Source organism: Cypionkella sp. (assembly GCF_028290025.1).
In the GTDB taxonomy this organism is placed as follows: domain Bacteria; phylum Pseudomonadota; class Alphaproteobacteria; order Rhodobacterales; family Rhodobacteraceae; genus Cypionkella.
Genome location: NZ_JAQGKQ010000021.1, coordinates 23,145 through 48,549 on the forward strand (window position 1 = coordinate 23,145; position 25,405 = coordinate 48,549).

24 protein-coding genes are annotated in these 25,405 nt (G+C 59.8%); 13 read left to right on the plus strand and 11 right to left on the minus strand.

The window, feature by feature from the left end; translation table 11 throughout:
• Positions 1-39 precede the first annotated feature (39 nt).
• The gene (locus tag JWS10_RS02755) at positions 40-795 is read right to left on the minus strand and encodes a VPLPA-CTERM sorting domain-containing protein (RefSeq protein WP_299504526.1); all 756 of its coding nucleotides are present in this window, start codon (positions 793-795) and stop codon (positions 40-42) included.
• A 262-nt stretch (positions 796-1,057) separates the two neighbouring features.
• Complete coding sequence (locus JWS10_RS02760) at positions 1,058-1,564, minus strand: DUF3576 domain-containing protein (RefSeq protein WP_299504528.1); 507 nt, start codon at positions 1,562-1,564, stop codon at positions 1,058-1,060.
• A 286-nt stretch (positions 1,565-1,850) separates the two neighbouring features.
• Here JWS10_RS02760 and JWS10_RS02765 point away from each other — a divergent pair, with 286 nt between their 5' ends.
• Both JWS10_RS02765 and JWS10_RS02770 read left to right on the plus strand, forming a co-directional pair.
• Positions 1,851-2,798: a porin gene (locus JWS10_RS02765; protein ID WP_299504530.1), complete on the plus strand. Its 948-nt coding sequence runs from the start codon at positions 1,851-1,853 to the stop codon at positions 2,796-2,798.
• A gap of 115 nt (positions 2,799-2,913) precedes the next feature.
• Positions 2,914-3,579 carry a YggS family pyridoxal phosphate-dependent enzyme gene (locus tag JWS10_RS02770; RefSeq protein ID WP_299504532.1) on the plus strand — a complete coding sequence of 222 codons (666 nt, stop codon included), beginning with the start codon at positions 2,914-2,916 and terminating at the stop codon, positions 3,577-3,579.
• A gap of 9 nt (positions 3,580-3,588) precedes the next feature.
• Here the strand turns inward: JWS10_RS02770 and JWS10_RS02775 are convergent, their stop codons facing one another.
• Entirely contained in the window at positions 3,589-4,089 is a 501-nt protein-coding gene (locus JWS10_RS02775) for a L,D-transpeptidase family protein (RefSeq protein WP_299504534.1), read from the minus strand.
• Positions 4,086-5,171, minus strand: coding sequence for a GTP cyclohydrolase II (ribA, locus tag JWS10_RS02780; RefSeq protein WP_299479103.1), 1,086 nt, complete (start codon positions 5,169-5,171; stop codon positions 4,086-4,088). Before ribA ends, JWS10_RS02775 begins: the two co-directional genes overlap by 4 nt.
• Before the next feature lie 151 nt (positions 5,172-5,322).
• Here ribA and JWS10_RS02785 point away from each other — a divergent pair, with 151 nt between their 5' ends.
• Positions 5,323-6,009, plus strand: coding sequence for a response regulator transcription factor (locus JWS10_RS02785; RefSeq protein ID WP_299479100.1), 687 nt, complete (start codon positions 5,323-5,325; stop codon positions 6,007-6,009).
• Between the two features lie 183 nt (positions 6,010-6,192).
• Here the strand turns inward: JWS10_RS02785 and JWS10_RS02790 are convergent, their stop codons facing one another.
• A complete protein-coding gene (locus tag JWS10_RS02790; RefSeq protein ID WP_299504536.1) occupies positions 6,193-7,416 on the minus strand; it encodes an MFS transporter in 1,224 nt (407 codons plus the stop codon).
• Positions 7,417-7,725: 309 nt separating this feature from the next.
• Between JWS10_RS02790 and JWS10_RS02795 the strand changes: the two genes are divergently transcribed.
• The 4 genes from JWS10_RS02795 to JWS10_RS02810 all read left to right on the plus strand — a co-directional run bounded on the left by JWS10_RS02795 (position 7,726) and on the right by JWS10_RS02810 (position 12,675).
• Positions 7,726-8,991, plus strand: coding sequence for an imelysin family protein (locus tag JWS10_RS02795; protein ID WP_299504538.1), 1,266 nt, complete (start codon positions 7,726-7,728; stop codon positions 8,989-8,991).
• A 140-nt stretch (positions 8,992-9,131) separates the two neighbouring features.
• Positions 9,132-10,640 (plus strand): di-heme oxidoredictase family protein, encoded by a 1,509-nt coding sequence (locus tag JWS10_RS02800; protein ID WP_299504540.1) that lies wholly within the window; start codon positions 9,132-9,134, stop codon positions 10,638-10,640.
• A gap of 3 nt (positions 10,641-10,643) precedes the next feature.
• On the plus strand, positions 10,644-11,615 hold the full coding sequence (locus JWS10_RS02805; protein WP_299504543.1) for an imelysin family protein: 972 nt from the start codon (positions 10,644-10,646) through the stop codon (positions 11,613-11,615).
• Position 11,616: 1 nt separating this feature from the next.
• Positions 11,617-12,675 (plus strand): DUF1513 domain-containing protein, encoded by a 1,059-nt coding sequence (locus JWS10_RS02810; protein ID WP_299504545.1) that lies wholly within the window; start codon positions 11,617-11,619, stop codon positions 12,673-12,675.
• 2 nt (positions 12,676-12,677) lie between these two features.
• Here the strand turns inward: JWS10_RS02810 and JWS10_RS02815 are convergent, their stop codons facing one another.
• Genes JWS10_RS02815 through JWS10_RS02830 form a run of 4 tightly spaced genes read right to left on the minus strand, consistent with a single transcriptional unit; the run spans position 12,678 to position 17,016 of the window.
• Complete coding sequence (locus tag JWS10_RS02815; protein WP_299504547.1) at positions 12,678-13,628, minus strand: energy transducer TonB; 951 nt, start codon at positions 13,626-13,628, stop codon at positions 12,678-12,680.
• A complete protein-coding gene (gene exbD / locus JWS10_RS02820; RefSeq protein WP_299504550.1) occupies positions 13,625-14,098 on the minus strand; it encodes a TonB system transport protein ExbD in 474 nt (157 codons plus the stop codon). Before exbD ends, JWS10_RS02815 begins: the two co-directional genes overlap by 4 nt.
• A 3-nt stretch (positions 14,099-14,101) precedes the next feature.
• Complete coding sequence (exbB, locus tag JWS10_RS02825) at positions 14,102-14,857, minus strand: tonB-system energizer ExbB (RefSeq protein WP_299504553.1); 756 nt, start codon at positions 14,855-14,857, stop codon at positions 14,102-14,104.
• 38 nt (positions 14,858-14,895) lie between these two features.
• Positions 14,896-17,016, minus strand: a complete 2,121-nt coding sequence (locus JWS10_RS02830; RefSeq protein WP_299504556.1) for a TonB-dependent receptor — start codon at positions 17,014-17,016, stop codon at positions 14,896-14,898.
• 213 nt (positions 17,017-17,229) lie between these two features.
• On the opposite strand from JWS10_RS02830, the gene JWS10_RS02835 reads away from it, so the two are divergent.
• The 6 genes from JWS10_RS02835 (at position 17,230) to JWS10_RS02860 (ending at position 22,437) form a co-directional block, all read left to right on the plus strand.
• Entirely contained in the window at positions 17,230-18,270 is a 1,041-nt protein-coding gene (locus JWS10_RS02835; protein WP_299504559.1) for a ChuX/HutX family heme-like substrate-binding protein, read from the plus strand.
• Entirely contained in the window at positions 18,267-19,130 is an 864-nt protein-coding gene (locus tag JWS10_RS02840; protein ID WP_299504561.1) for an ABC transporter substrate-binding protein, read from the plus strand. The genes JWS10_RS02835 and JWS10_RS02840 overlap by 4 nt, the downstream gene beginning before the upstream one ends.
• On the plus strand, positions 19,131-20,198 hold the full coding sequence (locus JWS10_RS02845; RefSeq protein WP_299504563.1) for an iron ABC transporter permease: 1,068 nt from the start codon (positions 19,131-19,133) through the stop codon (positions 20,196-20,198).
• Positions 20,199-20,201: 3 nt separating this feature from the next.
• Positions 20,202-20,978, plus strand: a complete 777-nt coding sequence (locus tag JWS10_RS02850) for a heme ABC transporter ATP-binding protein (RefSeq protein ID WP_299504564.1) — start codon at positions 20,202-20,204, stop codon at positions 20,976-20,978.
• 178 nt (positions 20,979-21,156) lie between these two features.
• Positions 21,157-21,312 carry a hemin uptake protein HemP gene (locus tag JWS10_RS02855; RefSeq protein ID WP_299504570.1) on the plus strand — a complete coding sequence of 52 codons (156 nt, stop codon included), beginning with the start codon at positions 21,157-21,159 and terminating at the stop codon, positions 21,310-21,312.
• Positions 21,313-21,648: 336 nt separating this feature from the next.
• On the plus strand, positions 21,649-22,437 hold the full coding sequence (locus tag JWS10_RS02860; RefSeq protein ID WP_299504565.1) for an exodeoxyribonuclease III: 789 nt from the start codon (positions 21,649-21,651) through the stop codon (positions 22,435-22,437).
• A 115-nt stretch (positions 22,438-22,552) separates the two neighbouring features.
• Here the strand turns inward: JWS10_RS02860 and JWS10_RS02865 are convergent, their stop codons facing one another.
• Positions 22,553-23,380, minus strand: coding sequence for a glycosyltransferase family A protein (locus tag JWS10_RS02865; RefSeq protein WP_366943507.1), 828 nt, complete (start codon positions 23,378-23,380; stop codon positions 22,553-22,555).
• The coding region (locus JWS10_RS02870; RefSeq protein WP_299504567.1) for a hypothetical protein at positions 23,374-25,405 on the minus strand (2,032 nt) is incomplete at its 5' end. The genes JWS10_RS02865 and JWS10_RS02870, both read right to left, overlap by 7 nt.

The window sequence follows — 25,405 nt, forward strand, 5'->3', positions numbered from 1 at the left end:
TGCCTTGGGGCCCCTAAGCTTTGCTACAGATCAGACTGGTTAAGTGCGTTTGCGCCGTTTGGTGGCAGCGAGTGCGCTTAGACCGGCCAAGATCAACCCGGCTGTTGCTGGCAGCGGCACTTCGGACGGAGGCAATGTGCCTTCCTCGATCAGCGCATAACGTACCTCGCCGCCGAACACCAAGAATTCGCCAACGCCATTGCCCCAGAAAGATACCTTCTTGAACGAGTCGGAATCGTCAAAAGCAGCCACGAAAATCTCGTTTACTATATTAAATGGTGAGGCTTGTGATGGGAAAAGCCCCTCGGTCAGATTAAGCGCAGAAGCGACATTGATAGGTGTGCCATTATCGAACGAGATGAAAAGGTCGGTGGTTGGAGCATTGCAGCAGGTCGCCCAATCGCCTACTTCGAAGCCTATAGAATTCAAAGCGTTGGCGAAAGTCAGGGTTACGCCGCTGGCGAAATAGTCGAGCGGATCGGTGCGCGGGTTTGCTCCGCCGCCGGCAGGGTTGATGTTGACAACCTCGCCCGACATGGTGCCGTAAAGCTCCGGAGAGAACGAACCTCCGTTGTTCCGCGTGATCTTATAGTCACCACGGTCGATCGATACACCTGGGGTCAGATTGGCCCATGTGTCGACATTCACCACGCCGTTTGCGGCGGCGACGGTTTGATTGAAGGTGTTGCGACCTTTCGCGATGCCATCAAAGATGGCAACAACGGTAGCACTTGCCGCTATTGCGGAGGCTAAGAACAGGGCGGCAGCACCCGTGAGTGTTTTGATTGCTTTCATGTTTGACCCATAAATTAAATTGGCAGCGCGGAAAGTTGCAGCACTGGCATTTCACAATCGAAGACGGACTCTGCGATGAGAAAATAATTTAACCGTCTCCCGACACAATCATGCCGAAAATTTGACTAATTTGCAATAGTTGAGCCATGCGGACATGAGTCCGCAGCGTTCTAACGCACAGGTTGCATTGCGCAGTTCACTTCGCGTTTTGCGGGTTCGGCTGCAGGCAGATACCTGCGTAGCTATGTACCGGGAGGGCTGCTTAAAGCCCGCTGTCCTGAATGCGCAGCTGACGCGCCCGGGTCATAATCGCGTCTTCGACCGCGCGGATGGTTTCCGGTGAGACAGAGCTGCCACCGCTGCCCTGCATCGCAATCTTCAGGCTGCGCGCATCAAGCGCCGGATCTTGCACATAGATCGTCGCGCGCACCGAACGACCACCACCCGGAGGCGTTCCGTAGCCGGTGACGATAACGCCGGTGAACGGGTCCACCGATTCGATGGGCAGGAAGTTCAGCACATCAAGGCTGGCCTTCCAGAGATACTTGTTCACCTCAACCGTGGTGTTGGGATTGTCGGATTTGCGGAACAGCGCGCCGATGCCGGTCTGACGACCCTTGGCAACATCGCGGTTTTCGCGTGACAGCTGCGCCTGTACGTTGGGATCATAGGATCGGCTGCCCATCATCCCACAGGCGGAAGTCCAGGTTAAAAGCGCGGTCATCAAGCCGAAGTTCAGCGCTTTAAGTGCGAAAGGACGCAAGATCATCCGGTTTCCCCATTCCAACCTGTCGCTGTTTATACTGACAGCTTCGGGCGTGCCAAGGCTTTTCCCACCCGAGGCGACTTTACGGCGTCGCAGACGCTAAGATTGATGCGAAAACCGTGGGCTAGGTCGATAGCTGACTGTGGCAAGGGTGCATCACCGCTGCCGTGATTGCCCGGATTGGTGCGGCAGCCGTTGCAATCGAAGCCGTGGAAGAGGAAAACAGCGTCATACCTGCTTCAGGCTTGCTTGAGTATGGTCGCGTCATTGAGAAAAACGAGGAAACACGATGAAAAAGATTCTTCTTTCCACAACCATGCTGGCTTTGTTTGCTGGCGCAGCTTCGGCTGAAGTTACTCTGAGCGGTACCGGCCGTTTCGGTCTGGACTATGCTGAAAACCGTGGCGGCGCTACGGAATTGAACGAAGTTCAACTGAACTACCGTTTGCGTATCAACGTTGACGCAAAGTTTGAAGCTGACAACGGCGTCACCTACGGCGGTCGTATCCGTTTCCAAGACCGTAACGGCGATGGCGGCGCAGCTTTCAGCCCAGCAATGCTGTACGTTGAAGCAAGCGGCGTTCGTGTTGAAGTCGGTAACGCTAACACCGCTTTCGACTCGGTTGCTCTGATGTACAACCCAGAAATCGGTTTCCAAGAACGTTCGTTTGGTGACCCGCTGGGTTCTTACTACTCGTTTAACAGCGGCCCATACGGCTTCGGTGAAAACAACCGCGTTGGCATCTATGCTGCTTACTCGGTTTCGGGTGTAAACCTGAAAGCTTCGTTCATTCAACCTGATCAGTCCGACACCGACAGCGGCCCAGCGGGCCAAGACGAAATGTCGATTGCTGCTGACTACCAAGCTGATCAATTCGCTGTCGCCGCTGCTTACGTTAAAAACGGCCTCGGCATCGAAGACAACGACCAAACCTTCGTTGGTGTGGCTTACAAATTCAGCGACATCGCGTCCGTTGGTTTGAACTATAACGACAACGGCGACACTTCCTCCGTTGGCGGTGGCGAAATCGGCTCGAGCTACACCTTGTATGGTAACTACACCATCAATGGTATCGGCTTGGCTGCATACGTTTCGGACCTGGACGTTGATGGTGCAGACACCGCTTACGGTCTCGGCGCTACCTACGACCTCGGCGGCGCGACCTTGGCTGGTGCCATCGAGTCGGGCTTCGACGGCAACATGCGCGGCGATCTCGGCGTGCGTATGTCGTTCTGATCTTACCGATCAAAACACTTTGGAAAGAGCGGGCCTTGTGCCCGCTCTTTTCTTTTGGAACATCCTGTGGCGAAGTGCCATGCAAAGCAGGCGGGCAGAATAGCGTGGGGATGCCATGGCATTGCAGGCGATTTTAGCGCGGGTGCGCGCGGCAGAGGTTTCGGCTGGGCGGCCTTCGGGTTCGACCAAACTGATCGCGGTCAGCAAAGTGCAGCCGGATGCGCGGGTGCGTGACGTGCTGCTGGCTGGTCATCGGCTGTTCGGTGAGAATTATGTGCAGGAAGCGGCAGCGAAATGGCCGGGCTTTCGTGCCGAGTTTGACACCCCGCTTGATCCTGTCCAGGTGCATATGATCGGCCCGCTACAAACCAACAAAGCGAAGCAGGCGGTCGAGCTGTTCGACGCGATCCACACCCTAGACCGGCCATCCTTGGCGGAAAAGCTGGCGAAACTGGCGCAAGCGCGCGGGGTTTGTCCGCAATTGTTCGTGCAGGTCAACACCGGAAGCGAGCCGCAAAAGGCCGGAGTGTTGCCCGAAGCATTGGACGCTTTCATCACCAACTGTCGCGCGATGGATTTGCCGCTGAATGGGTTGATGTGTATTCCGCCCGAAGCCGAGGATTCGTCGCCTCATTTTGCGTCGCTCGCCGATATGGCCGCGCGTAACGGCCTTAGCGGGTTGTCGATGGGGATGAGCGGCGATTTTGAGGCCGCGATTGCCGCCGGGGCCACGCATGTCCGGGTCGGCTCGGCTATTTTCGGCGCGCGGAGTTACGGCTGATCAACGCAGCTACCGCACAATCAGACGGCTTTCGGGCGTCAAATGCTTGGCTATCCACAACAAATCTTTCCGCGCAAGCCCAATGCAGCCAGCCGTAGCATGGCTTGGGCTGCGCCATGTATGAATGAAAATGGCGGAGCCCAGACCCGGAACAGGGTCTTCCCAGTTCCAATCGGTGATCAGCACCAGATCATACTGCCGGTCAGCGCGGGTCAGCCGTTCGTGGCTGTGTGGATAGGGCGCGCGGACCATCTGGTTATAGTCGAAATCGTTGGGATCGTCGGACCACAGATCACCGGGGCGGATCGGGCGCGCCCAATCGGGCAGGCCGCTGCGGGCTATGCGGTCAGGCCGGTAAAGCATCCCGACAATGCGATGCGCACCCATCGGCGTGCCGCCATCGCCTTCGCGTTTATCATCCACAATGCCGCTGCGACCTAAGGTGCAGGGGAAGCGACGGTTCAAAAAACGCACGCCCATCGGGGTGACGATAAGATCGGTTGGTTTCATGCCAGATGCCCGGATTTGGCGGCTTTGGTGGCGAGATAATCCCGGTTCTGCGCGGTTTGGCCGACGTGCAGCGGCACGCGCTCGGTCACAATCAAGCCGCAGGATTGCAACATGGCGAGTTTTTTCGGGTTGTTGGTCAGCAAGCGCACCTGCGAAAACCCCATCTTTTGCAGGATTTCCGCACCGATGCGAAAATCGCGCTCGTCATCCTCAAACCCAAGGCGATGGTTGGCCTCTACGGTGTCAAAGCCTTGATCTTGCAGTGAATAGGCGCGGATTTTGTTGGCAAGACCGATGCCGCGACCCTCTTGGTTCAGATACAGCAGCACGCCAGCGCCTTCGTGACCCATCCGCGCCAAGGCGGCATGAAGTTGCGGGCCGCAATCGCATTTCAGCGAGCCCAACACGTCTCCGGTAAAGCAGGCAGAGTGCAGGCGGGCCAGCACAGGTTTGGCGCGATCAGGCCGGCCGATTTCGATGGCGTAATGCTCGGCGCTGCCATCGTCGGGGCGAAAGATGTGCAAACGACCCGCCTCGGCAGCGGCCATCGGCAGGCGGGCGGAGATCACTGGCGCAAGCGGGGCAAGGCGTTCAAGATCGGTGCAATCAGTGTTGGCAAGCAGCGTCAGGTTGTTGCGGGCGGCAAAGGCGAGGCCGTCTTTCACGGGAACCAGCAGCATCGCGGGCAGCAGCTGCACCGATTTCGCCAGCGCGATGGCGGTACGGTGCAGGGTGGCGGGGCCATCTCGCAAAGCCACCAGCGGACCTTTCATCGGCACGTTCAGATCGTCGGCAGGGTCAGCGACAGCGCGCAGCCAACGCAAATCGGCATCGGGTGGCACACGAATACGCGCAAGATCGCCGTCATAGGGCACAGCCTTCAGCGTCTCGGCCCGCCTCGCTGTCAACACCAATTCCGGCGCACCCTCCGCCTGCAAAGCGGCGAGGCGGGGGGCGGTCAGCTCCTCCACCGCGGCGCAAAGCATGGCTTGGCCGCCACCTGTGAGCACGATGGCAAGGCCCAGCCGCAGATCAGCGCGGGCGCGGGCAAGGATTTCGGGGGTGGAGGGGCGCAGGCTCATCGCGCCTACATACGGTAAGGTGTAAGGAATTGAAACATTTCCCGAGCCAGCGACACGAGCGCGTGAGAGTATTGTAGCAAATCTTGCCGGAACCAATAGTGGGGCGCATGTGTTTGGGCAAGAGCAGTGTGCTCGGCTGATGGAGGCCCATATGGCGACGTTGCGGAAGATTTTGCTGGTCGATGACGACGACGATCTGCGCGAGGCGCTGAGCGAACAACTGGTGATGACCGAAGATTTCGACGTGTTTGAGGGTCGCACTGGGGCCGAGGGCATGGAGAAAGCCAAGGCGGGGCTGTTTGACTTGGTGATCCTGGATGTCGGTTTGCCAGATACGGATGGGCGTGAGCTGTGCCGCAGGATGCGTAAATCCGGGGTGAAATGCCCGATTATGATGTTGACAGGGCATGACACCGACGCTGACACCATCTTGGGGCTAGACTCGGGTGCCAATGACTACGTGATCAAGCCGTTCAAGTTTCCGGTGCTGTTGGCGCGGATTCGGGCGCAGTTGCGCACACATGAACAGTCCGAAGATGCGGTGTTCCAGATGGGGCCTTACACGTTCAAGCCAGCGCAGAAAATGCTGATTGATGCCAAGGATAAGAAGGTCCGGTTGACTGAAAAGGAAACCAACATTCTCAAATATCTGTATCGCGCCCAGCAAGGCGTGGTGGCACGAGATGTACTGCTGCACGAGGTTTGGGGGTACAATGCCGGGGTGACGACGCATACTCTGGAGACACATATTTATCGGTTGCGGCAGAAGATTGAGCCCGATCCGGCGAATGCACGGCTGCTGGTAACTGAGAATGGCGGCTATAAATTAGTCGCTTAGGGGCGAAGGGTTTCGTCACCAATCGGTGGCAAGACTGACCACTTGGAAGATTACGTTATTCAGAAATAAGTTACCTAGTTCAGTTGCCGAAAGATCCCCTTGCTGTGTCGGGGTTATGGCACAGCACCTCCCTGTTGGACCTGACCGGGCTTCGCGCCCGGTCTTTTTTTATCTGCGATCTGTCTAGCGTAATTGCAGACGGGCGGCGGCGTAGACGGTGAGGGCTGCTCCGATTGCGGCGGCGACGGCGTAGGGCAGAAGAACGGCCTGCGCGCTGCCCCAAGGCTCTGCCCACGAAATCAGCCAGCCAAAGGTGAAGGCGCCGAATGCCGCGGGGCCAGTGCCGATGAAGCGGAAGGCAGCGTTGACGCGGCCCAGTAGCGGCGCGGGGATGTGGCGTTGGCGGTAGCTGACTTGCGCGATATTCCACAACATGCCGGAAAAGCCATCCAGCACCATAAATACGGCGATCAGCCAGAGCGGGGCTTCCAAGGCGAGCGCGGTCGCGGCCATCGTGAACCCGACCATGCCAAGCAAGATTGCTGACCGGGGACGGATGCGGCGCAAGATCAGTGGGCCGATCAGGGTGGCCGCGAGTCCTCCACAGGCTGCTAGGGTCAGGAAGGCGCCGAAGCCGAAGGCGTCAAGGCCGAGGACTCGTTGGCTGTAAAGTACCAGAACGGCGGCAAAGCCGTAGCCAATGAAATTGAAGCCGCCCAATACGAATGCCAGTCGGCGCAGCGGAATGTCGCGCCATAGCCAGAGCATCCCCTCTTTGAGCGCAGCAAACATTGGCAAATGCGGGGTGGTTTGCACCCGGCGTGGCAGCGACATCGACAGGATCAGCGCCACCGCGCCCGCCAGCATCGCGGCTTGGGCACCAAAAGGCAGCGCCACGGAAATGCCGATCAGCAGCCCGGCAAGCGGTGGCCCGATGAACTGACCCGCGAGTTGCTCGGTGCTCCACAATGCGCCGTTGGCTTGCTCTAGCTGCGGTTTCTCGACCACCGAGGGCAGGAAAGTTTGCGCGGTATTGTCGCGCAAAACCTCTGCGCTGCCGAGCAGGAACGTCAGTGCCGCCATCACCAGAACCGGCGTCGTGCCGGGGGTGGCCGTCAGCGCCAAGCTGAGCAGCGCGAGAGACAAAGCGATGCGCAGGCAATCGGCGCTGATCAGAATGCGACGATGATCGAGGCGGTCGGTGATCACGCCAGCAGGCAGCGCGAACAGGAACCACGGCAGATGGCGGGTGGTGGCGACGAGGCCAATCAGGATCGGATCATGGGTCAGCAGGGTGGCAAGCCATGGCACTGCAACGGCGATCAAGCCATCGCCCAGATTGGTTGCGGCGGCTGAGGCGAACAGCATCCGGAAATTGCGGGTTTGCCACAGCGGACTTAGGTTCATTGCGGCAGAGTGCAGTGGTGGTGCGGTTCGGTCAAGCTAAGGCTCGCACGGTTTAGCTGGGTTTTTTTGAGCTGTCGATTAGTCGAGTCAAAGAATCAGATTTACATTTCCGAGTGAATCCATCAGTTAATATCGCAAATCGAGTAGTGAAGCTGGGGTAGAGATGCGCCCTTACCTTAACGGAGAGATGCAATGCAGACCGCCGAAGAAATTGGCCGCGCTGCGCTTAAGACCCTACCCGCCCAAAGCCTGTCGGTTCGGGCCAAAGATTTCGACGTAACTATCACGTGTCATTAGGAAAGAGCCCGTATGCGCAATTCGTTTTTCATGCTTCTCGCCACCACAGCCTTCGTCTCGGCTGTGCAGCCTGCGCTTGCCGCTGATCCAGCAGCCGTCGCCAAGACCTACGCTGATATCGCTGCGGCGGGCTATGAAGACAGCCTGATCCAAGCGAAAGCGTTGCAGGCGGCGGTGGATGCGCTGATCGCTACGCCGTCCGAGGATACGCTGAAAGCTGCCCGGGCTGCGTGGATCGCCTCGCGTCCGGCTTACATGCAGACCGAGGCGTTTCGGTTTGGCAATGTCGCGGTCGATGATTGGGAGGGCAAGGTCAACGCGTGGCCGCTGGACGAGGGTTTGATCGACTACGTTGACCGATCTTACGGCAAATCGGAAGAAAATGACCTTGCGACGCTGAACGTGATTGCGACGCCTAAGTTCAACATCTCGGGCGTCGAGGTCGATGCGACCAATATCACGCCGGAATTGATCTCGGGCACATTGCAAGAAGCGGGCGGTATCGAGGCCAACGTGGCTTCGGGTTATCATGCGGTAGAGTTTCTGCTGTGGGGTCAGGATTTGAACGGCACCGGGCCGGGGGCGGGTGATCGCAAGTTCACCGATTATGTGCAGGGCGAGGCTTGCACCAACGGCAACTGTGACCGTCGCGCGGCCTATCTGAAGGCGGCGACTGATCTGTTGGTGACGGATCTGGCCGATATGGCCGGGCAATGGGCCGCCGGTGGCGCTGCGCGTGCGACGATTGAGAGCGATCCGAAAGCCGCGTTGTCGGCGATTCTGACCGGGATGGGCAGCCTGTCTTACGGTGAAGTCGCGGGCCAGCGGATGCGCTTGGGCTTGATGTTGAACGACCCGGAAGAAGAGCATGATTGTTTTTCGGACGACACCGCTCACAGCCATTACTATGACGGCGTGGGTATTCAGAACGTCTACCTCGGCAGATACACTCGCGTTGATGGCAGCGTCGTTTCGGGTGCCTCGGTGTCGGAGTTGGTGGCTGCGGTGGACCCTGCGGTTGATACGCAGTTGAAGGGCGAACTGGCTGCAACCGTGACAGCACTGGGTGCGATCAAGGCGGCGTCCGAGGCGGGTATGGCTTACGATCAGATGCTGGCTGCGGGCAACAAAGAGGGTGAAGCTTTGGTGATGGGCGGCGTTAATGCGCTGGTCACACAGACCGCTTCGATAGAGCGCGCGATCACCACTTTGGGGCTGACTGGCACCAGTATTGAGGGTTCCGATAGCCTCGATAATCCGGGTGCTGTGTTCCAGTAACGCTTGCGTCAGCGCGCTTTGAAGGCTGTGTGTCGCAGTTGACAAAGCGCGCTGAAAACCACTCTGAGTAGGCAGGCAGCGCAAAGGGTCCGGGCATGAATCGGGACACGGCACTGCCAACTGATATAGGGAAGACCCGGATGCTGCGCGTCCTTCTGCTACTGCCGCTGCTGGCGGGACCGGCCCTTGCGCAAGGTCCACAGGATCAGCCTTTGACGGTGATCGCGCGCACCAAGGCCGAGGTGGCGCGGATTGCCCGGGTGCTGGCGCCGACCACTGATTTTAGCAAACCTGAGACGTTTGAGGCCAAATCCGGTGGAGCAGCGACGGTGCGGGCGCGGCCTACGGGTGATGCGTTCTCGCAATTTTCCGGCAACATGCCGTTTGAGCGGCAAATGAACTTCAATCTCGGCAATGCGCTGTTTACCAAATCTTGGGTGCCTGCGCCTGCATCGACGCTGGCCTCTGACGGGCTTGGGCCGTTGTTCAATGCGCGTGGCTGTCAGGATTGCCATCTGAAAGACGGGCGCGGCCATGTGCCGGAAAGTCCAGACGAAAGTGCCGTGTCGATGTTTCTGCGGCTATCGGTGCCGGGTGGCGCTAACCCTGCCGAGATCAAAGATTGGCTGGCGACGCAGGATGAGCCGACCTATGGCGGGCAGTTTCAGGATTTCGCCTCAACCGGCATCGCCGCTGAGGGCAAGATGCGCATCGACTATACCGAAGTCCCGGTGACGCTGGGCGATGGCAGCGTGGTGTCGCTGCGCGCGCCTAAGTATTCGGTGGTGGATTTGGCATATGGGCCTATGGCGGCGGACGTGATGCTGTCGCCGCGTGTCGCGCCGCAGATGATCGGGTTGGGCTTGCTGGAGGCTATTCCCGAGGCAGATATTTTAGCGCGTGTCGATGAGGATGATGCCAATGGCGACGGCATTTCGGGCCGCGCCAGCATTGTGCCTGCGGGTTCTGACGGTAAGGCGATGCTGGGGCGCTTTGGCTTCAAGGGCGGCAAGGCCAGCATCCGCGACCAGTCGGCGGCGGCTTTTCAGGGCGACATGGGGTTATCCACGGCGCTCCACGCCGATCCGTGGGGGGATTGCACCGCAGCGCAAGACGCCTGCCGCGTGGCCATTAGCGGTCAAGAGCCGGGCGTGCGCGATGGACTTGAAGTCGATCACCAAAGCCTTGATCTGGTGACATTCTATGCTCGCAATCTTGGCGTGCCAGAGCGGCGCAACCTCGACGACCCGAAGGTTTTGCGCGGTAAACAGGTGTTCTACGATCTGAACTGCACCGCCTGCCACACGCCAAAATACGTTACCGACCGCCTGAAAGATCAGCCAGAGCAAAGCTTCCAACTTATCTGGCCCTATACCGATTTGCTGCTGCATGACATGGGGCCGGGTCTTGCTGACAACCGGCCTGAAGGCCGCGCCACCGGATCGGAGTGGAAAACTCCGCCGCTATGGGGCATTGGCATGACCAGCCAAGTCTCGGGTCACACCGAGTTTCTGCACGACGGTCGGGCGCGCAACCTGCTGGAGGCAGTGCTGTGGCATGGCGGTGAAGCGCAGACTGCGCGCGACGCCGTGGTGGCTCTGCCAAAAGACGACCGAGACGCTATCATCGCATTTCTGGAAAGCTTGTAAATCATGCTGCTTCGCCCCCTGCTGCTGTTGTTTTGCTGCGCCACTCCGGCGCTGGCGGATTTTGAAGATACGGTGAAGTTGCACATTCTGCCTGGCTATGCCGCCTTTGCCGAAACCACGCAGGCGCTATCGGACAGCGCGGTTAAAAGTTGTGACGCTGAAAGTTTGAAGCCCGCGTTCAACGCCGCCTATGATGCGTGGCTGGGGGTGCAGCATCTGCATTTCGGTCCGGCAGAGGCGGACGGATTGTCGGTTGCGATCGCGTTTTGGCCGGACCCAAAAGGCTCGGGTGCCAAATCGCAACGGGCGTTGTTGCTCGGCGATGCCGCCGCGCTCACGCCCGAAAACTTTCCCGACCAGTCGGTTGCAGCGCGCGGTTTGACCGGGTTGGAGCGGTTGCTTTACCCGGCAACCCCGCTGCCCGCCGACCCTTGTGCGCTGATCCGGGCGACCACGCTTGATCTTGCCCGCATGGCAAAGTTGATCAACGACAACTGGGTCAACAGCTATGCCAACACGGTTTTGACAGCGGGCGATGTCGGCAACACCACCTATCAACTGCGGCCAGAAGTGCGGCAGGCGCTGTTCACGCAGATCGTCACGGCGTTGGAGTTTGATAAAGATCAACGGCTTGTCCGCCCGCTCGGCAGTTTTGACAAACCGCGCCCGGAGCGTGCCGAGGCAATTGCTTCAGGCCGCAGTCTGCGCAATGTGCTGCTGTCGTTGCAAGCCCTCCGGGCCATGGTAGTGACGCTGACGCCGGATGCGCCGCTGACGCTGGCCGGGTTTGACCGGGCGATCAAGCAGGCCACCGCGCTGAACGATCCGGTTTTCGCCGGGGTTGCAACGCCGCAAGGGCGGCTGAAAGTTGAGATTTTGCAACAGACCATCAGTGCGCTGCGCGATACGGCGATGGGTGAGCTTGGGCCCGAACTCGACGTCAGAGTCGGCTTTAACGCGGCGGATGGAGACTGACATGGCGACGCGGCGCGCGTTTCTGGCAGGGTTGGCTGCGGCCAGCCTGCCCCGGGTATCTTGGGCGGAGGTGGGTTCTCCGGCTTGCTTAGCTGCGGGCAAACTCGGTGATGAGTTTGTGCTGCATGGCCTAAGTGCGGTGGGTGAAAGCCTGTTTGAAATCGGCCTACCAGCGCGCGGCCATGCCGCTGCGGCGCATCCAACCGAGGCTTTGGCTGTGGCGTTTGCGCGTCGTCCCGGCACGTTTGCTTTGGTGTTGGACTGCCTGACTGGGAAGACTCGGCACCAGTTGACCCCGCCGGAAGGTCGGCAGTTCAATGGTCACGGCGCGTTCTCGGTGGATGGCGCGCTGCTGATGACGTCGGAAGTTGTGGCGGAAACTTCTGCAGGGCGTGTTGGTCTGTGGGAAACCGCAGGCTTTACCCGCATCGGTGAGTGGGACAGCCACGGTATTGGTCCGCATGAGATCAGGCGGCTGGCTGATGGTCGGATTGTGGTGGCGAATGGCGGGATCGAGACCGATCCGAACGACCGCACCAAACTGAATATCGACACGATGCGGCCCAATCTGACGCTGCTGTCGGCGGAGGGGGTGCTATTGGATCAGGTCGAACTGAACGCCGAGTTTCACCAAAACTCGATCCGCCACCTGGCGCTGCACGGGGAGGGCGTGGCTTTTGCGATGCAGTGGGAGGGTGACAAGACCGAAGCCGTGGCGCAGTTGGGGCTGTGGGTGCCGGGGCAGGCCGCGCAGCTTTGCCCGCCACCGGATACCGAGGCTTTCGCGATGAAGGGCTACGCCGGGTCTATTGCGGTCAGTCGCGACGGCGATCTGATTGCGCTGACCTCTGCGCCTGCCGGGGTGGTGATGCTGTTCGATGGCGCGGGGGAATGGCTGGCTACGCACCAGCGCGCCGATGCCTCGGGTGTCGCGGCATTGGCGACGGGCCTGCGAGTGACGGATGGGCAGGGCGGCGTTTGGAACTATGGTCGGGATGGGCTTGTGCGGCTTACACGAAATGCGACGCAATGGGATAACCACCTGATTTCGCTTACGTAAGCTTACTGGCCGACGAATTCAGTCGAGAGCGATACTTTGCCGCCGTCCGGTGGTGGCGGGAACGGTGCTGCGCGTTTGATATGATCGAGCGCCGCCGCGTCCAGTGCGGCCACGCCAGAGCTTTGCACGATCTTCACCAGAGACAGCCCACCATTGGCCGAGATCACAAAGCCCACCACCGCCCGCCCTTTGCCAACGCCCGAGCGCTTTTTGACACCGCGGATCTTTTTCAGCACCGCCTTGTTGTAAGCCTTTGGCGATTGGCCCTGCGCCGCCGCTTTAGAACCCTTGGCCTGCGCTGAAGCTGCGCCCGCAGCGGGGGCGGCGCTGGCCTTAGTGGCTTTTTTCGGGGTAGGCTCATCAGCCTTTTTTGATTTGGTCTTTTTGGCTTTTTCGGGCTTTTTCTTCGGTGTTTCCGGTTTAGCCTCGGCCTTCCTTGGCGTTTGCTGTTCGGCCTTGGGCTTTGCGGGCTCTAACGGTTTTGGTGGCGCATCGGCTGCTGCTGGCAGTGCGTCAGGCGTTGGCAGCGGATCGGGTGGCGGGGGCTCCGCGTCGGTTTCGGGTCTGGCGTCGGTCAGTTGCTGTGGTTTTTGCAGCGGAGGCGGGGTTTTCTGTGCCACGGGTTCTGGTTTTGGCATATCTGGCAGCGGTTCCGGCTGCGGCGCGTCGGCCTGAAGCTGCGGCGGAATAGGTGCTTCGGAACTGGCAATCGGCGCAGGATCGGTCATCGCGGCCATGGTATCTGCGGCGGCGGGGGCGGGGGGCAGCGTCAGATACACAGGGGTTTCCACAATCGCCGGCATCTGGTTCGAGGTCAGCGCCAAGGCACTGGCGGCACTCAGGATCAGCGCGGTGGTGGTCGCGGAAAGCGTCCAGCTGACCCAACTGCGCTGTGGCTGCGCCGAAGCGGCAATCGGGTAAGACACCGGGCAATTGCGGAATTGCTGGCTCATGGCGTGGCCCCCATGGGTGCGATTGGCGTGGAAAGACCGGGCGTTTGCGTGGTGCTTTGCAGCCCGACGAGGGCGACGTGCAGATATCCCGCCGCGCGCAACTGATCGAGCACGGCCATCAGATCGCCGTAAGCGACCACGCGGTCAGCGCGCAAAAACACCTGCGCCTCACGCTTGCCTTTGCTTTGTATGTCCAACGCGGCCTGCAGATCGGGCGCGAGCAGCGCCTCGTTGCCCAAAGTCAGCGTCAGATCTTCGCCAAGGCTTAGCCAGATCGGTTCTTCCGGGCGCTGCGTCGCTTCCGCCGAGGAGGTTGGCAGATTGACCGGCACATCGACGGTTGAAAGCGGCGCTGCGATCATAAACACGATCAGCAGCACCAGCATCACGTCGATGAATGGCGTGACGTTGATGTCGGCCATCGCGTCTTCGTCGTCGTCATCGCGGCGGTTGCTGGTGACGATTGCCATGATTTAGCCTGCCGATGGCGTAAGACGGGCGGCGCTGCGGCGGTCGAGATCGCGGCTGAGTAGGCGTTCGATCTGGGCGGCGGCGTCAGCAAGCCTGCGGCGGAAAGCGGAGATCTGGCGCGACAGGGCGTTGTAGATCAGCACGGCGGGGATAGCTGCAAGCAGGCCGATCGCGGTGGCAAATAGGGCCTCGGCAATGCCGGGGGCGACCACGGCAAGACTGGTGGTCTTGGTTTCGGCAATGGCGAGGAAGGCGTTCATTATGCCAAACACGGTGCCGAACAGGCCGATAAACGGCGAAGTCGCACCGATAGATGCCAGAAAGCCAGAGCCCGCGCGCAGTCGTGCCAAAGCACCCGCCTCAATTCGGTCCATCGCAATCCGGGTGCGTTGCTGGGCAGCGTGGGCGTAAGCCGGCTCGGTGGGAAACTCCGACAACGCAGAAAGTTCGTCATGTGCAACGCGCGCCATCATGGAGGCCGGATCGCGCTGGGCGGCCATAGAGCGCACTGCCGAGGGCAAATCGCTGGCAGCCGTTAGCTTCTGCGCGCTGCGACGCAAAGCCCGGAACGCCAGCGTAAGCTCGGCGATTTTCTGCACCATGATCGTCAGGGCGACGAAAGCGGCGAGTGCTAGAATTGCCATCACCACCTGCACGACCCAATGCGCGGAAAGAATGATGCCAAACAGATCGGTTCCCGGCGGGTGTGGTGCGGCCAGATCGGTGGCGATGCTTTGGGCAAACGCGGGATGGGCCAAAAGGCCCACCCCAATTATAATGGCGCAACGATTGCGCATTACCAACTCACCGATTTTGCAATCGAGAGTTTGTAGTTGCGGCCTACGCCGTTATCGAGCGCCAGGTTATTTTTGTACTTTTCGTCGAACATATTCTCGACCGCAAAGTTCACGTCCAACCCCTTGAGAACGCCTTCGTCCGGCGACCATTTCACGAACATATCGTGGGTCTGGTAGGAATCTCCCGTGGTAGTCGCCGACGAGGTTTTGATGTTGTCGTAATAATACCCGGTCCAGCCGATGTTCAGATGCTGCGCTGGCAATTTGGCCCCAATGGTCAGCGAAATCGCTTCCGCTGGCGTGTCGGGCAGGGTTGTCGAAATAGCCCCAACCGCCGGGTTTTTGTTCTTGGTGCGGACTTTGCTCCACGACAGATTGCTGAACCAACGGTCGGCATCGTAGCTGGCCTCAAGTTCCGCGCCCCAGAGTTCTGCGGCGGTAATGTTGGAGTAATACGGCACAGCCGGGCCACCGGGAAGGCGCGGCGTCGTGGCGATCATGTTTTTCAGATCATTGTGGAATCCGGTCAGTTTCAGTTGCAGGCTGTCGCCGTCTGACAACAAATCTTGCCGTTTGAACGTGAACCCGAGCTCGACCGAATCAGCTTCTTCCTTGGCGAGCCCCATGCTGGCCAGCCGCTCTGGCAAGGTGCTTGCGGCTTCGGTGGAATAGCGTTCGTCCAGTGTCGGCATCCGTTCGGTATGCGCCAGCGAGCCAAACACTGAGAAGCTGTCGTTGATTTTATACATCACCGCCAGCTTCGGCGAGATTGCGGTATCGTCGCTATCCAGGCCGCCTGCGATATCGCCAGCGCTGAACTGGCCGAAATCAATCCGCACGCCGGGAATCAGGGTCAGGCGTTCGTCGTAGACAAATTCGCCCTGCGCATAGATGCCAACTTTGGTGTCGGTGCCTTGGGGGTGGAAGCTGTAGGCGCCAACGCTGGAATGCGCACTGCGCTCTTGCCGCGAAAGCTGCACCCCGGCGATCACTCGGTTGTCCCAACCGCCGCCGCCGAATTCAGCAGTGTTTTCGACTTTGAGCGTGGTGGTGGCGTAACCGAAATCACCTTCGCAAAGCACTTGCGATTGGCCCGGCGCGCAAGCCATGCCCAACGAGAAGTTGCTCTTATCAACTGTGGTATTTGTATACGAAAGCTGCACCGAAAGATCGAGCAGCGGGTTGTTGGCAAAGCTGTTGTTCCATTTGAGCGACACGGTATCGTCAACGGAATGGATGTCAGCGGTGCCAAAGAATGCCGCAGCCGCGCCACCAGTTTGCGCGACCAAAGTATCATCCAGATCGGTGTCAGTGCGCGACAGCGACAGGGTCAGGCTTTGATCTTCATCCTGCCCAAGCGTCCACTTGCCTTTCAGCAAGCCAGACATGCTTTCATGCGCCGTGCCTGCCAGCACGGTGCCGCCGCCGTCTTTGATCTCGCCGCCGCTGGAATAGTTCAGTGAGCCCAAATATTCGGCGTTACCTTGTTTGGTCGCAAAAATCACACCGAGCTTTCTGGTATCGCCATTGCTGTTGTAACCCGACTTGAAACGCAAGGTGGTGGTTTTGCCGTCCTCAAGAAAATCGCCGGCGTCTTTGGTGGTGAACGCAATCGCTCCGCCAATCGCACCCGCGCCATAGAGCGTTGATGAGGCTGGGCCACGCAGCACTTCGACACGCTTGAACAGCTCAAAGTCACCAAAGAAAGAGCCGAGACGGTATTGCTCGAAGAATTTCGGTGCGCCATCGACGCTGACCGCGATGCGGGCCTCCGAAGCTGTTTGCTCGGTGTTGCCGATGCCGCGAATGTTGAACGCCTGCCCCAAAGGACGCGCCGAAGACCCTGTCGCCTGCACACCGGGGATACCTTTCAGCACATCGCCGATGGTGTTTGGCTGCGCGCGATCAAGATCGGCTTGCTCGCGTGCGGTGACGGCCTGCGGCGTATCAATCGCCACCTTGGCCGTTCCTGCGCCGAAAATGATCCGGCCGAGCATTTGGAACACGCCGCCGTCCGTAGCAGTGGCATCTTGGGCGGCTGCGGGCGAGGCGACCAGTGCAATCGCGAATGTAGATATCAAAAGTTGTCCGCGTAAGGCGGAGGTGCGGCGAGGCAGCATGAGCTTTCCTTGTTAAGGGTCTGCGAATGGCTGGCTTTGCCGGTGCAAGCTGGCGGGCAGAAATATTCTGACTTGATCTGTCAGGTATAAGCTAATAAAAATCCAGACTATAACTGTCAAGTATATCTATGCAGATATATCAGACCCTTGCGCTCCAGCCACGCCCCAACGGCCCGCCAGAACCGCGCTTCCCTGCAAATGTTAGGATTCGTCATGGCTCATACGCACACCCCCGAACAGATTCGCGCCTTGCGTGATGAAAATCCCAAGGCCCGGGCTCGAGACTTTGCGGGGATGCAGGGAATCACCGAAGCTGAACTGGTCGCGGCCTATGTCGGCTTGACGGCTACGGCGATCAACGCCGCCCCGGATGCGTTGTTTCCGCTGATCGGTGAGTTGGGCGATGTGATGGCGCTGACACGTAATGAGTCCTGCGTGCACGAGCGGCGCGGCGTCTACGAAGATTACCGCGCAGGGCCTCATGCGGCGATGGTGCTCGGGTCCGAGATTGATATGCGGATGTTTCCGAGCCATTGGAAGTTCGGCTTTGCGGTGGTTGAGGCGGGCGAGGATGGCCCCAAGCGCAGCCTGCAAGTGTTCGATGCGGCGGGCGATGCGGTGCATAAGGTGCATCTGAAGCCCGAGTCGAACGTGGCCGCATTCGATGCTTTGGTTGCAGCTTTGCGGCTGCCCGAGCAATCGGGTCAGCTGAGCCTTATTGCGCGCGCGCCTGTTGAGGGGCCGAAGGGCGACCCGGCCCGCGTCGCTGATCTGCGCGCCGAGTGGAAAACCATGACCGACACGCACCAGTTCTTGAAGCTCACGCGTCGGTTGAAGTTTAACCGTTTGGGCGCGAACCGCGCGGTTGGTCCGCAGTTCGCAGCTCAGGTCGAAAACGACACGATTACCAAGGTGTTGCACGCGGCTGCTGACCAGAAGATTCCGCTGATGATCTTTGTCGGCAACGCGGGTTGCATCCAGATCCACGGCGGGCCGATTGAAAAAGTCGTGCCAATGGGGCCGTGGATTAACGTGATGGACCCGCGCTTTAACCTGCATTTGCGCGCTGATCACATCACCGAAGTCTGGCGCGTCACCAAGCCTACTCAACGTGGCGATGCGATCTCGGTTGAGGCGTTTGATGCCGAGGGCGGCTTGATCCTGCAAATCTTCGGTTATCGCAAGGATGCGCCGCCGGTGGCTTGGGATGCCTTGATGGCGTCGCTGCTGGTTCTGGAACAGGTGATGGCATGATGCGCATCACCAAAACTCTGCGGGTAGGTCTGGCGCTGGCTTTGTCGGTTGCTGTGATCACTCCAGCTGTGGCCGAGGATGCTAAGCGGGTCGTGACGCTTGGCGGCTCGGTCACTGAAATTGCCGTGGCCTTGGGTGCGGGCGATCGGTTGGTGGCGCGGGATTCGACCTCGAACTATCCGGCGTCGATCACCGCTTTGCCGGATGTTGGTTATATCCGCGCGCTGTCGCCGGAAGGTGTGCTGTCGGTGGACCCCGATCTGATCTTGGCCGAGGCTGATGCGGGTCCGCCCGCTGCGGTCGATGTGCTGAATGCGGCAGGCGTGCCATTCCTGCGGATGCCGGGCGATCCGACTCCGGCAGGCGTGGTGGCGAAGATCAAAGCGGTGGCCGAGGCTTTGGGGCGTAAGGCCGAAGGTGAGGCGTTGGCGGCGAAGGTTCAGGTTGGGTTGTCCGAAGCCGAAACCCGCGCTGCCGCCGTCACCGACAAAAAGCGCGTGCTGTTTGTGCTGTCGTTGCAAGGTGGGCGCTTGATGGCGGGTGGCGAAGGATCTTCGGCGGAGGGGATCATTGCGCTTGCTGGGGGGATCAACGCGGCCGAGGGCTTCAAGGGTTACAAACAAATGACGGATGAGGCGGTTCTCGCCGCAGCCCCCGACCTGATCCTGATGATGGACCGCGAAGGCGATCTGGCTATCGGCAACCCGGATGTGATGGCGCATCCGACCCTGTCGCAAACTCCTGCCGCACTGTCGGGCAATATCGTGCGGATGGACGGCATGATGCTGCTGGGCTTTGGGGTGCGCACGCCGGATGCGGCGAAGGCGCTGTATGATGCGCTGTATCCGAAGGCGGGCTAAATGGTGTCGCTCGGTATGGCGCGGGTGATGATTGGCGATGACCGCGAGGCCCGCGCCGCCCTGATGACCAAGCTGCTGATCGGGCTGCTGGTCGTGGTATCAGTGCTGTCGCTGGGCACCGGGGCGGCTGGTCTGTCGCTGATTGATCTGGCGCGCGCCGCGATGAAAGGTGAGCTTTCGACTCGCGATCAGGTGATCTTGTGGAACATCCGTCTGCCGCGTTTGGCGATGGGCATGTTGATCGGCGCGGCTTTGGCAGTGTCGGGCGCGCTGATGCAGGGGCTGTTTCGCAATCCGCTGGCCGATCCCGGCATCGTTGGAGTTGGCGCAGGCGCAGGTTTGGGCGCGGTGATGGCGATTGTGCTCGGCGGCCTGCTGCCCGCCAGCATTGCCGTGCATTTTGGCGGCCAGTTGGTGCCGGTTGCAGCATTTGTCGGCGGCTGGGTCACGACGTTGCTGCTTTACCGCGTCGCTACCCGAGGCGGGCACACGTCGGTTGCGACCATGCTGCTGGCGGGAATCGCTTTGGGTGCGTTGGGTGGAGCGGTGATCGGCGTGCTGGTCTATCTTGCCGACGACCGCCAACTGCGCGATCTGACGTTCTGGGGCATGGGTTCGCTTGCGGGGGCGGGTTGGGGCAAGATTGCCTCCGCACTGCCGCTGATTTTGCCAGTGCTGGTGTTCTCACCCCTGATGGCGCGGGGGTTGAACGCGCTGGCGCTGGGTGAGGCGCAGGCGGCGCATTTGGGCATTGAGATTGAGCGGTTGAAGCGCCTGACCATCTTGGCGGTGGCTGCCGCAACGGGCGCTTCAGTGGCGGTTTCAGGCGGCATCGGCTTCATCGGCATCGTGGTGCCGCATTTGCTGCGGATTTCTACTGGCCCGAACCATCGCTATTTGCTGATCAACGCGGCTTTGCTGGGCGCAAGCCTGCTGCTGGCCGCCGATATGATCGCGCGGACCATTGTCGCTCCGTCAGAACTGCCGATTGGCATTGTGACAGCCCTGCTGGGTGCGCCGGTTTTCCTGTGGATTTTGATACGGCGTCAGGGCCTGATGGGAATGTAGCCGATGCTGGTTGTTGACGATATTTCGGTAGCCCTTAGCCGCAGCCCGGTGCTGCATAACATTAGCCTGACCGCGCGTCCCGGCACATTGACGGCGATTGTTGGGCCGAATGGCTCGGGGAAAACCACGCTGATGCGGGCGATGACGGGCGAGGTGGCTTATCAGGGCAAGATCAGCCTGAACGATCTCGACGTCGCCCGCGCTAGGCCGTGGCAATTGGCGGGGATGCGCGCGGTGATGGCGCAGGAAACCCAACTCGCGTTTCCTTTTACAGTGCTGGAGGTGATCCAACTCGGCCTAACCTCGGGCGAGAACGCCGATGCGCGCGATTTGCCGTTGCGCGCTTTGGCCGAGGTAGATTTGTCCAAACACGCCAGCCGCAACTATCAGGATCTCTCGGGCGGTGAGCGTCAACGCGTGCAACTCGCTCGCGCCTTGGTGCAGGTGTGGAATCCGATCGGTACCGCTGGCGCGCGCTGGCTGTTTCTGGATGAACCCGTCGCCAGCCTCGATCTCGGCCATCAGTTGCAAGTGATGCGGTTGGCGCGGCGTTTTGCCGATGCTGGCGGAGGCGTGATTGCGGTGATGCACGACCTCAACCTGTCCGCGATGTTTGCCGATAAGGTGGCGTTGCTGGCTGAAGGTGCGCTGGTTGCTGCGGGGCCGCCTGATGCAGTGTTGACCGATGCGCAGCTTTCGCGGGCTTACGGTTGCGCGATCAGGACAAATGTGATGCCAAGCAGCGGCACTTGGCTGCTGCCGCAGGCCGTGGCCGGGTAGTCGAGCAAATTTTGCCGCTTTGTTAAAGCTAACTAAAAGAATCAGGATTTACATTTCCGACTGATTTGATAGGTTTAGCTAACGCCAAGCCACCCGCCTGTTTTGGGAAGCCGGTCTTTCAGAGCCAATCCTAGCTGTAGCGGAGCACATCATGTACGAAACTCAAATCCTGTCGCCCATGCACCCAGCACCGGAACTCGTGCCGTCTGATCGCACATTGCGCTACGATGCACGCACGCTGACTGGCGGCGCTGGCACGGCTTACATTGAACTTGATGGGCAAGTTTATACCCTGCGCATCACCAGATCGGCCAAGTTGATCCTGACCAAGTAGTCACACGCATTACCTTTGCGACGCGCGCACTGTCCTTCTTCGGAACGGCCCTCGCGGAAACAGCGCGTTATACGCTTCCCATGCAATCTCGGGTTGTGGCGAAAAAACCATGGTCTCGGTATTTTGTAACAACTGCGGACCAAGTACGGCGATCTATGGTATGTATTGGGCATTACCTCCCTGTTGGACCTAACGCCCGGCCGCCTTGGCTGGGCGACTTTTTTTTGCGGTGGCTTCATGTGGCCACATTTAAGAGAGGCAAAACACTTCCGCTTTGGCCCCTTGAGAACACATGCGGCCGAGCATAGTCTCCCGCGTCTGAACAAGGAGCATCCGATGACCTTCACCCTCGCCACATGGAACATCAATTCGGTGCGTCTGCGCGAAGGGTTGGTTGCCAAGTTGATGGCGGACGAATCGCCGGATGTGCTGTGCTTGCAGGAATGTAAAAGCCCGGTAGAGATGATCCCGGTCGAGCAGTTTCGAAGCCTTGGCTACCGCTACATGGTGGCGCGGGGGCAGAAGGGTTACAACGGCGTCGCGATCATCTCAAAGCTGCCGATTGAGGATGTTGGCGGGCGCGATTTCGTCGCGATGGGCCATGCTCGGCACGTTGCGGCGCGGATGGAAAACGGCGTGGTGATCCATAATTGCTATGTGCCGGCGGGGGGAGACATTCCAGATCGGGAGGTCAATGTGAAGTTCGGGCAGAAGCTGGATTTTCTGACCGAAATGCGCGATTGGTTTCATGGGGAGAAGCCGTCGAAGTCGATTTTGGTCGGCGATCTGAACATTGCGCCGCGTGAAGATGACGTCTGGAACCACAAGGCGCTGCTGAAGATCGTCAGCCATACGCCGATTGAGGTCGAGCATTTCGGTGCGGTGATGGACTCCGGCAACTGGGTTGACGTCACCCGCGCCGATATTCCGACGGGCAAATTGTATAGCTGGTGGAGTTATCGTTCGCCCGAGTGGGATACCGCTGACAAAGGTCGGCGGCTTGATCACATCTGGGCTACCCCGGACATTGTCAGGGCCGCACATGCCAGTCGGATTCTGCGTCCGGTGCGGGGATGGGTGCAGCCTTCGGACCATGCGCCAGTGTTCGCGACGTTTGATCTTTAGGGCGATTCCTGCGCGTCTCCCAGTTGGGAGTGACTTGGGTTTGTGTGAGTAGTTCTGGCATTTTTTACAACATATTGTGTTTAGCGATGCAACGACCCGGTTAACGGCCAATTCGTCAACGACCGCGCGTCCAGTCTTGACCAGACTTGAGACGCACCGCCAGCGATACGGCGGCATAGGTCGCAAAACCCACCGGATCGCGTAGCGCCAGCGCCAGCAGGCGGGCTTTGCCGAGGGGAGCTTTGGCCTCGCGCGCCAGAAGGCCGGGAAAAAGCCTGTCAACCTCGGTAACGCCCGCATCTTGCCGCCTGCGCACCCGGGTCAGGGCGGCAAAGCCTTCAATCATCGGCCATTGGTATGTCGCTGGCACTTGCAGGCGTTCGTGCGGTTCAAATTGCAGGCGCGCGAAGGTGTCGTCCGAAATGATCGCCGGGAAATCCCCCCAGCGCGCGCGGCCTGCGGCGTTGGTGGCAAATAGACCATAACCCGGGGCGGAGCTTGTGGCGAAGGGCAGGCGTTGCCAGAACCGAGCATAAGAGCGGGTGACGGCGCTTTTGGCGCGGGGGATTTGGGCGGTTCCGGTGGCGTATAGCGCGGCAGTGCCGCCAAGGGCTGCGATCAGTTCGACCATAAGATTGGGCGAGACGATCACATCCGCATCAAGATAGACCCGCAGCGGCGATTTGGCGATTTTGTCGCCCGCGTTCAAAGCGTTCGGTTTGCCGCCTTGCGGTAGGTCCAGAATGACCAATGCCCATCCCGCTGCCGCAGCTTGCGCGGTATAGCCCCGCGCCACCTCTGCAGTCGCATCGCGGCATCCGTTGGCAACGACGATACATTCGGCATTGATCGGGCCAGAGGCGAGCAACGCCGCGAGACAATCGCCAATGTATTCCGCCTCATTTGATGCCGGAATAATCACGCTCAATCGCGGGGTCAGCACGTGATGCAGCCTTTCGCCAAGGCATCCCAACGCGGATTGTTGTCGCCAAGATGCCGCAGCGCCCCCCACGAGCCCCATTTATTGGGCCGATACACATCGACGAAAGCATTGAACGGTTGATCGGAGATCATCTGCCAGCCCGCCAACAACTCCGCATAAAGCGCGCCCATTTCGGGGGTGAAATTGAAATGCGTGAAAAATGCCGTCAACTGCTCATCATCGACCGCAGAGCCATAGCCCACCACATGACTGCCGCCCTCATACATCATCAGTTTTAGCCCACGCTCGGCGGCAATCGCGGCGTGATGGGGCAAAGTTTCAGCCAGCATCTGCGTCAGGCTGTTCGCGGGGTTGCCCGTCACCGAGCCATCGCGCAACTCTTGGCCTGCCAGTTTATCGGCGAGATCATAGCGATGTGCGGCGAAATAGGGTTCAGCTTCGAGCCCGGTAAGGCGTTGCGCCGCGATATCTTTGCGAGCGGCATCGGCGGATTGCTTTAGCCAATCTTTCACCGTGACATATTTCTGATCACCACCCAGTTCAGCGCTGAAATACCCCGTCACCGCATAGGCATCGAAGCTTTCAACCGGCGCTGGCAAGCCTTCGGCGACCACCAAGGGCGCGTCCAAGATCTGCCCCTCTAACCCGAGCCAGCCGGTCTGCACCGCGACAATACGGGTCAGGCGGTTGGGGGCGTCTTTGAACATCTCAGACCAAATACCCATCACCTGCGCCGCGCGCAGACCGTAGAATTGCACCCAAGTTTTATCCTGCCCCCAGCGCGCAATGCCTTGTTCCTCGGCCCAACGGGCTTGGGCGAACTGCCAGTTCCAGACTTCGTTGGAGTATTCCACTTGCGCTTTAAGTGAGGGGTCTAACTGGTCATGCGCGATCTGGGCATAGGTTCGGATCAGATCATCCGAGGCCAGATGCGGCATTGTGAACCACGGGTCGGCGTGCAGTTCATTGGCCAGAGCGACCATGACTTCGACGGGAACGCCATTGCGGGCATAGGAGTAATCGTCGGGTTTGGGGCGATCTTTGGTTTCGGAAAGGGGGGAATCGTTGGTCATCATCCAGTCCATGAAGCGGACGCCTTTGACGCCACGGATGCGAGCCAGCCAATCGGGGTTGAAGATTGCACCCCCCGCAAGCATTTGCGCACGTGAGGCGCGGACGACGACGATATCATGGATCGGATCGGTGGCATCCAACGCGAGCAAAGTGATCGCGACGAGGCCCTCGCCGGGGGTATAATCGAACAGCACGCGGCCCGGAGTTTCTTCGACAACCTGCGGGCGGCCTTCGACTTTCAGGGTGCCTTTGCCTTGATAGGTCAGCAGATAGCGCCCGGCGACCCCCGCAGCATCTTCGGGCAGATCAGTCAGGATGAGCGTGGAGATTTTCGCCAGCTGGGGCGGGATTTTGGTGGGCCAGCCATGCGGCCCTAACGCCCCGGCTTTGGCGAGATCGGCCTCGGTCCAGCCGCCGAATTGATCTGGCAGATGGCCGATCCATGGCCGTGCGGTTTTCATCAGATTTAAGAAAGGTTGTTGGACAGACCAATCGTTTACGCCCGCCAGACCCAATGCGAGATGGGTGTTGGTGATCGGCTTGAATGCAGGGAAGGGAGGGTCTTGTGTATCTGGCGCTGTTGCCACGGCAACAACAGGCTGCACTATTGCAGGCGCAAGCCGGGCCGCGATTTGACCGGGCACGTAAGCCTCCAACGCCTCCCAAGCGATGCGTTGAAACGCTTCCGCCTGCTGTTGCGTGATCACCGCATCGCGAGAGGTCCACGCCCGCGTCACCTTGGCAGGCACGCCTTGCGGGCTTTTACCAACAATCGCAGCCGCTTGCACCATGGCGACGAAATACAGACCCTTGCCGCTCAGGTGAATGTCATCGCTGAACATCTCTTTAATGTCGCTGACACCCGGCATATGCCCTGCTTTGATCTCATCGGCGAGATGCCCCATCGCCTGACCCACCGGCAGCAGTTTCACCTCATGCCCAGCTTTGGCC

Bases quoted from the DNA above. Each gene is read 5' to 3' on its own strand.
- JWS10_RS02755 (WP_299504526.1), bottom strand. From the start codon at position 795: ATGAAAGCAATCAAAACACTCACGGGTGCTGCCGCCCTGTTCTTAGCC.
- JWS10_RS02760 (WP_299504528.1), bottom strand. From the start codon at position 1,564: ATGATCTTGCGTCCTTTCGCACTTAAAGCGCTGAACTTCGGCTTGATG.
- JWS10_RS02765 (WP_299504530.1), top strand. From the start codon at position 1,851: ATGAAAAAGATTCTTCTTTCCACAACCATGCTGGCTTTGTTTGCTGGC.
- JWS10_RS02770 (WP_299504532.1), top strand. From the start codon at position 2,914: ATGGCATTGCAGGCGATTTTAGCGCGGGTGCGCGCGGCAGAGGTTTCG.
- JWS10_RS02775 (WP_299504534.1), bottom strand. From the start codon at position 4,089: ATGAAACCAACCGATCTTATCGTCACCCCGATGGGCGTGCGTTTTTTG.
- ribA (WP_299479103.1), bottom strand. From the start codon at position 5,171: ATGAGCCTGCGCCCCTCCACCCCCGAAATCCTTGCCCGCGCCCGCGCT.
- JWS10_RS02785 (WP_299479100.1), top strand. From the start codon at position 5,323: ATGGCGACGTTGCGGAAGATTTTGCTGGTCGATGACGACGACGATCTG.
- JWS10_RS02790 (WP_299504536.1), bottom strand. From the start codon at position 7,416: ATGAACCTAAGTCCGCTGTGGCAAACCCGCAATTTCCGGATGCTGTTC.
- JWS10_RS02795 (WP_299504538.1), top strand. From the start codon at position 7,726: ATGCGCAATTCGTTTTTCATGCTTCTCGCCACCACAGCCTTCGTCTCG.
- JWS10_RS02800 (WP_299504540.1), top strand. From the start codon at position 9,132: ATGCTGCGCGTCCTTCTGCTACTGCCGCTGCTGGCGGGACCGGCCCTT.
- JWS10_RS02805 (WP_299504543.1), top strand. From the start codon at position 10,644: ATGCTGCTTCGCCCCCTGCTGCTGTTGTTTTGCTGCGCCACTCCGGCG.
- JWS10_RS02810 (WP_299504545.1), top strand. From the start codon at position 11,617: ATGGCGACGCGGCGCGCGTTTCTGGCAGGGTTGGCTGCGGCCAGCCTG.
- JWS10_RS02815 (WP_299504547.1), bottom strand. From the start codon at position 13,628: ATGAGCCAGCAATTCCGCAATTGCCCGGTGTCTTACCCGATTGCCGCT.
- exbD (WP_299504550.1), bottom strand. From the start codon at position 14,098: ATGGCAATCGTCACCAGCAACCGCCGCGATGACGACGACGAAGACGCG.
- JWS10_RS02830 (WP_299504556.1), bottom strand. From the start codon at position 17,016: ATGCTGCCTCGCCGCACCTCCGCCTTACGCGGACAACTTTTGATATCT.
- JWS10_RS02835 (WP_299504559.1), top strand. From the start codon at position 17,230: ATGGCTCATACGCACACCCCCGAACAGATTCGCGCCTTGCGTGATGAA.
- JWS10_RS02840 (WP_299504561.1), top strand. From the start codon at position 18,267: ATGATGCGCATCACCAAAACTCTGCGGGTAGGTCTGGCGCTGGCTTTG.
- JWS10_RS02845 (WP_299504563.1), top strand. From the start codon at position 19,131: ATGGTGTCGCTCGGTATGGCGCGGGTGATGATTGGCGATGACCGCGAG.
- JWS10_RS02850 (WP_299504564.1), top strand. From the start codon at position 20,202: ATGCTGGTTGTTGACGATATTTCGGTAGCCCTTAGCCGCAGCCCGGTG.
- JWS10_RS02855 (WP_299504570.1), top strand. From the start codon at position 21,157: ATGCACCCAGCACCGGAACTCGTGCCGTCTGATCGCACATTGCGCTAC.
- JWS10_RS02860 (WP_299504565.1), top strand. From the start codon at position 21,649: ATGACCTTCACCCTCGCCACATGGAACATCAATTCGGTGCGTCTGCGC.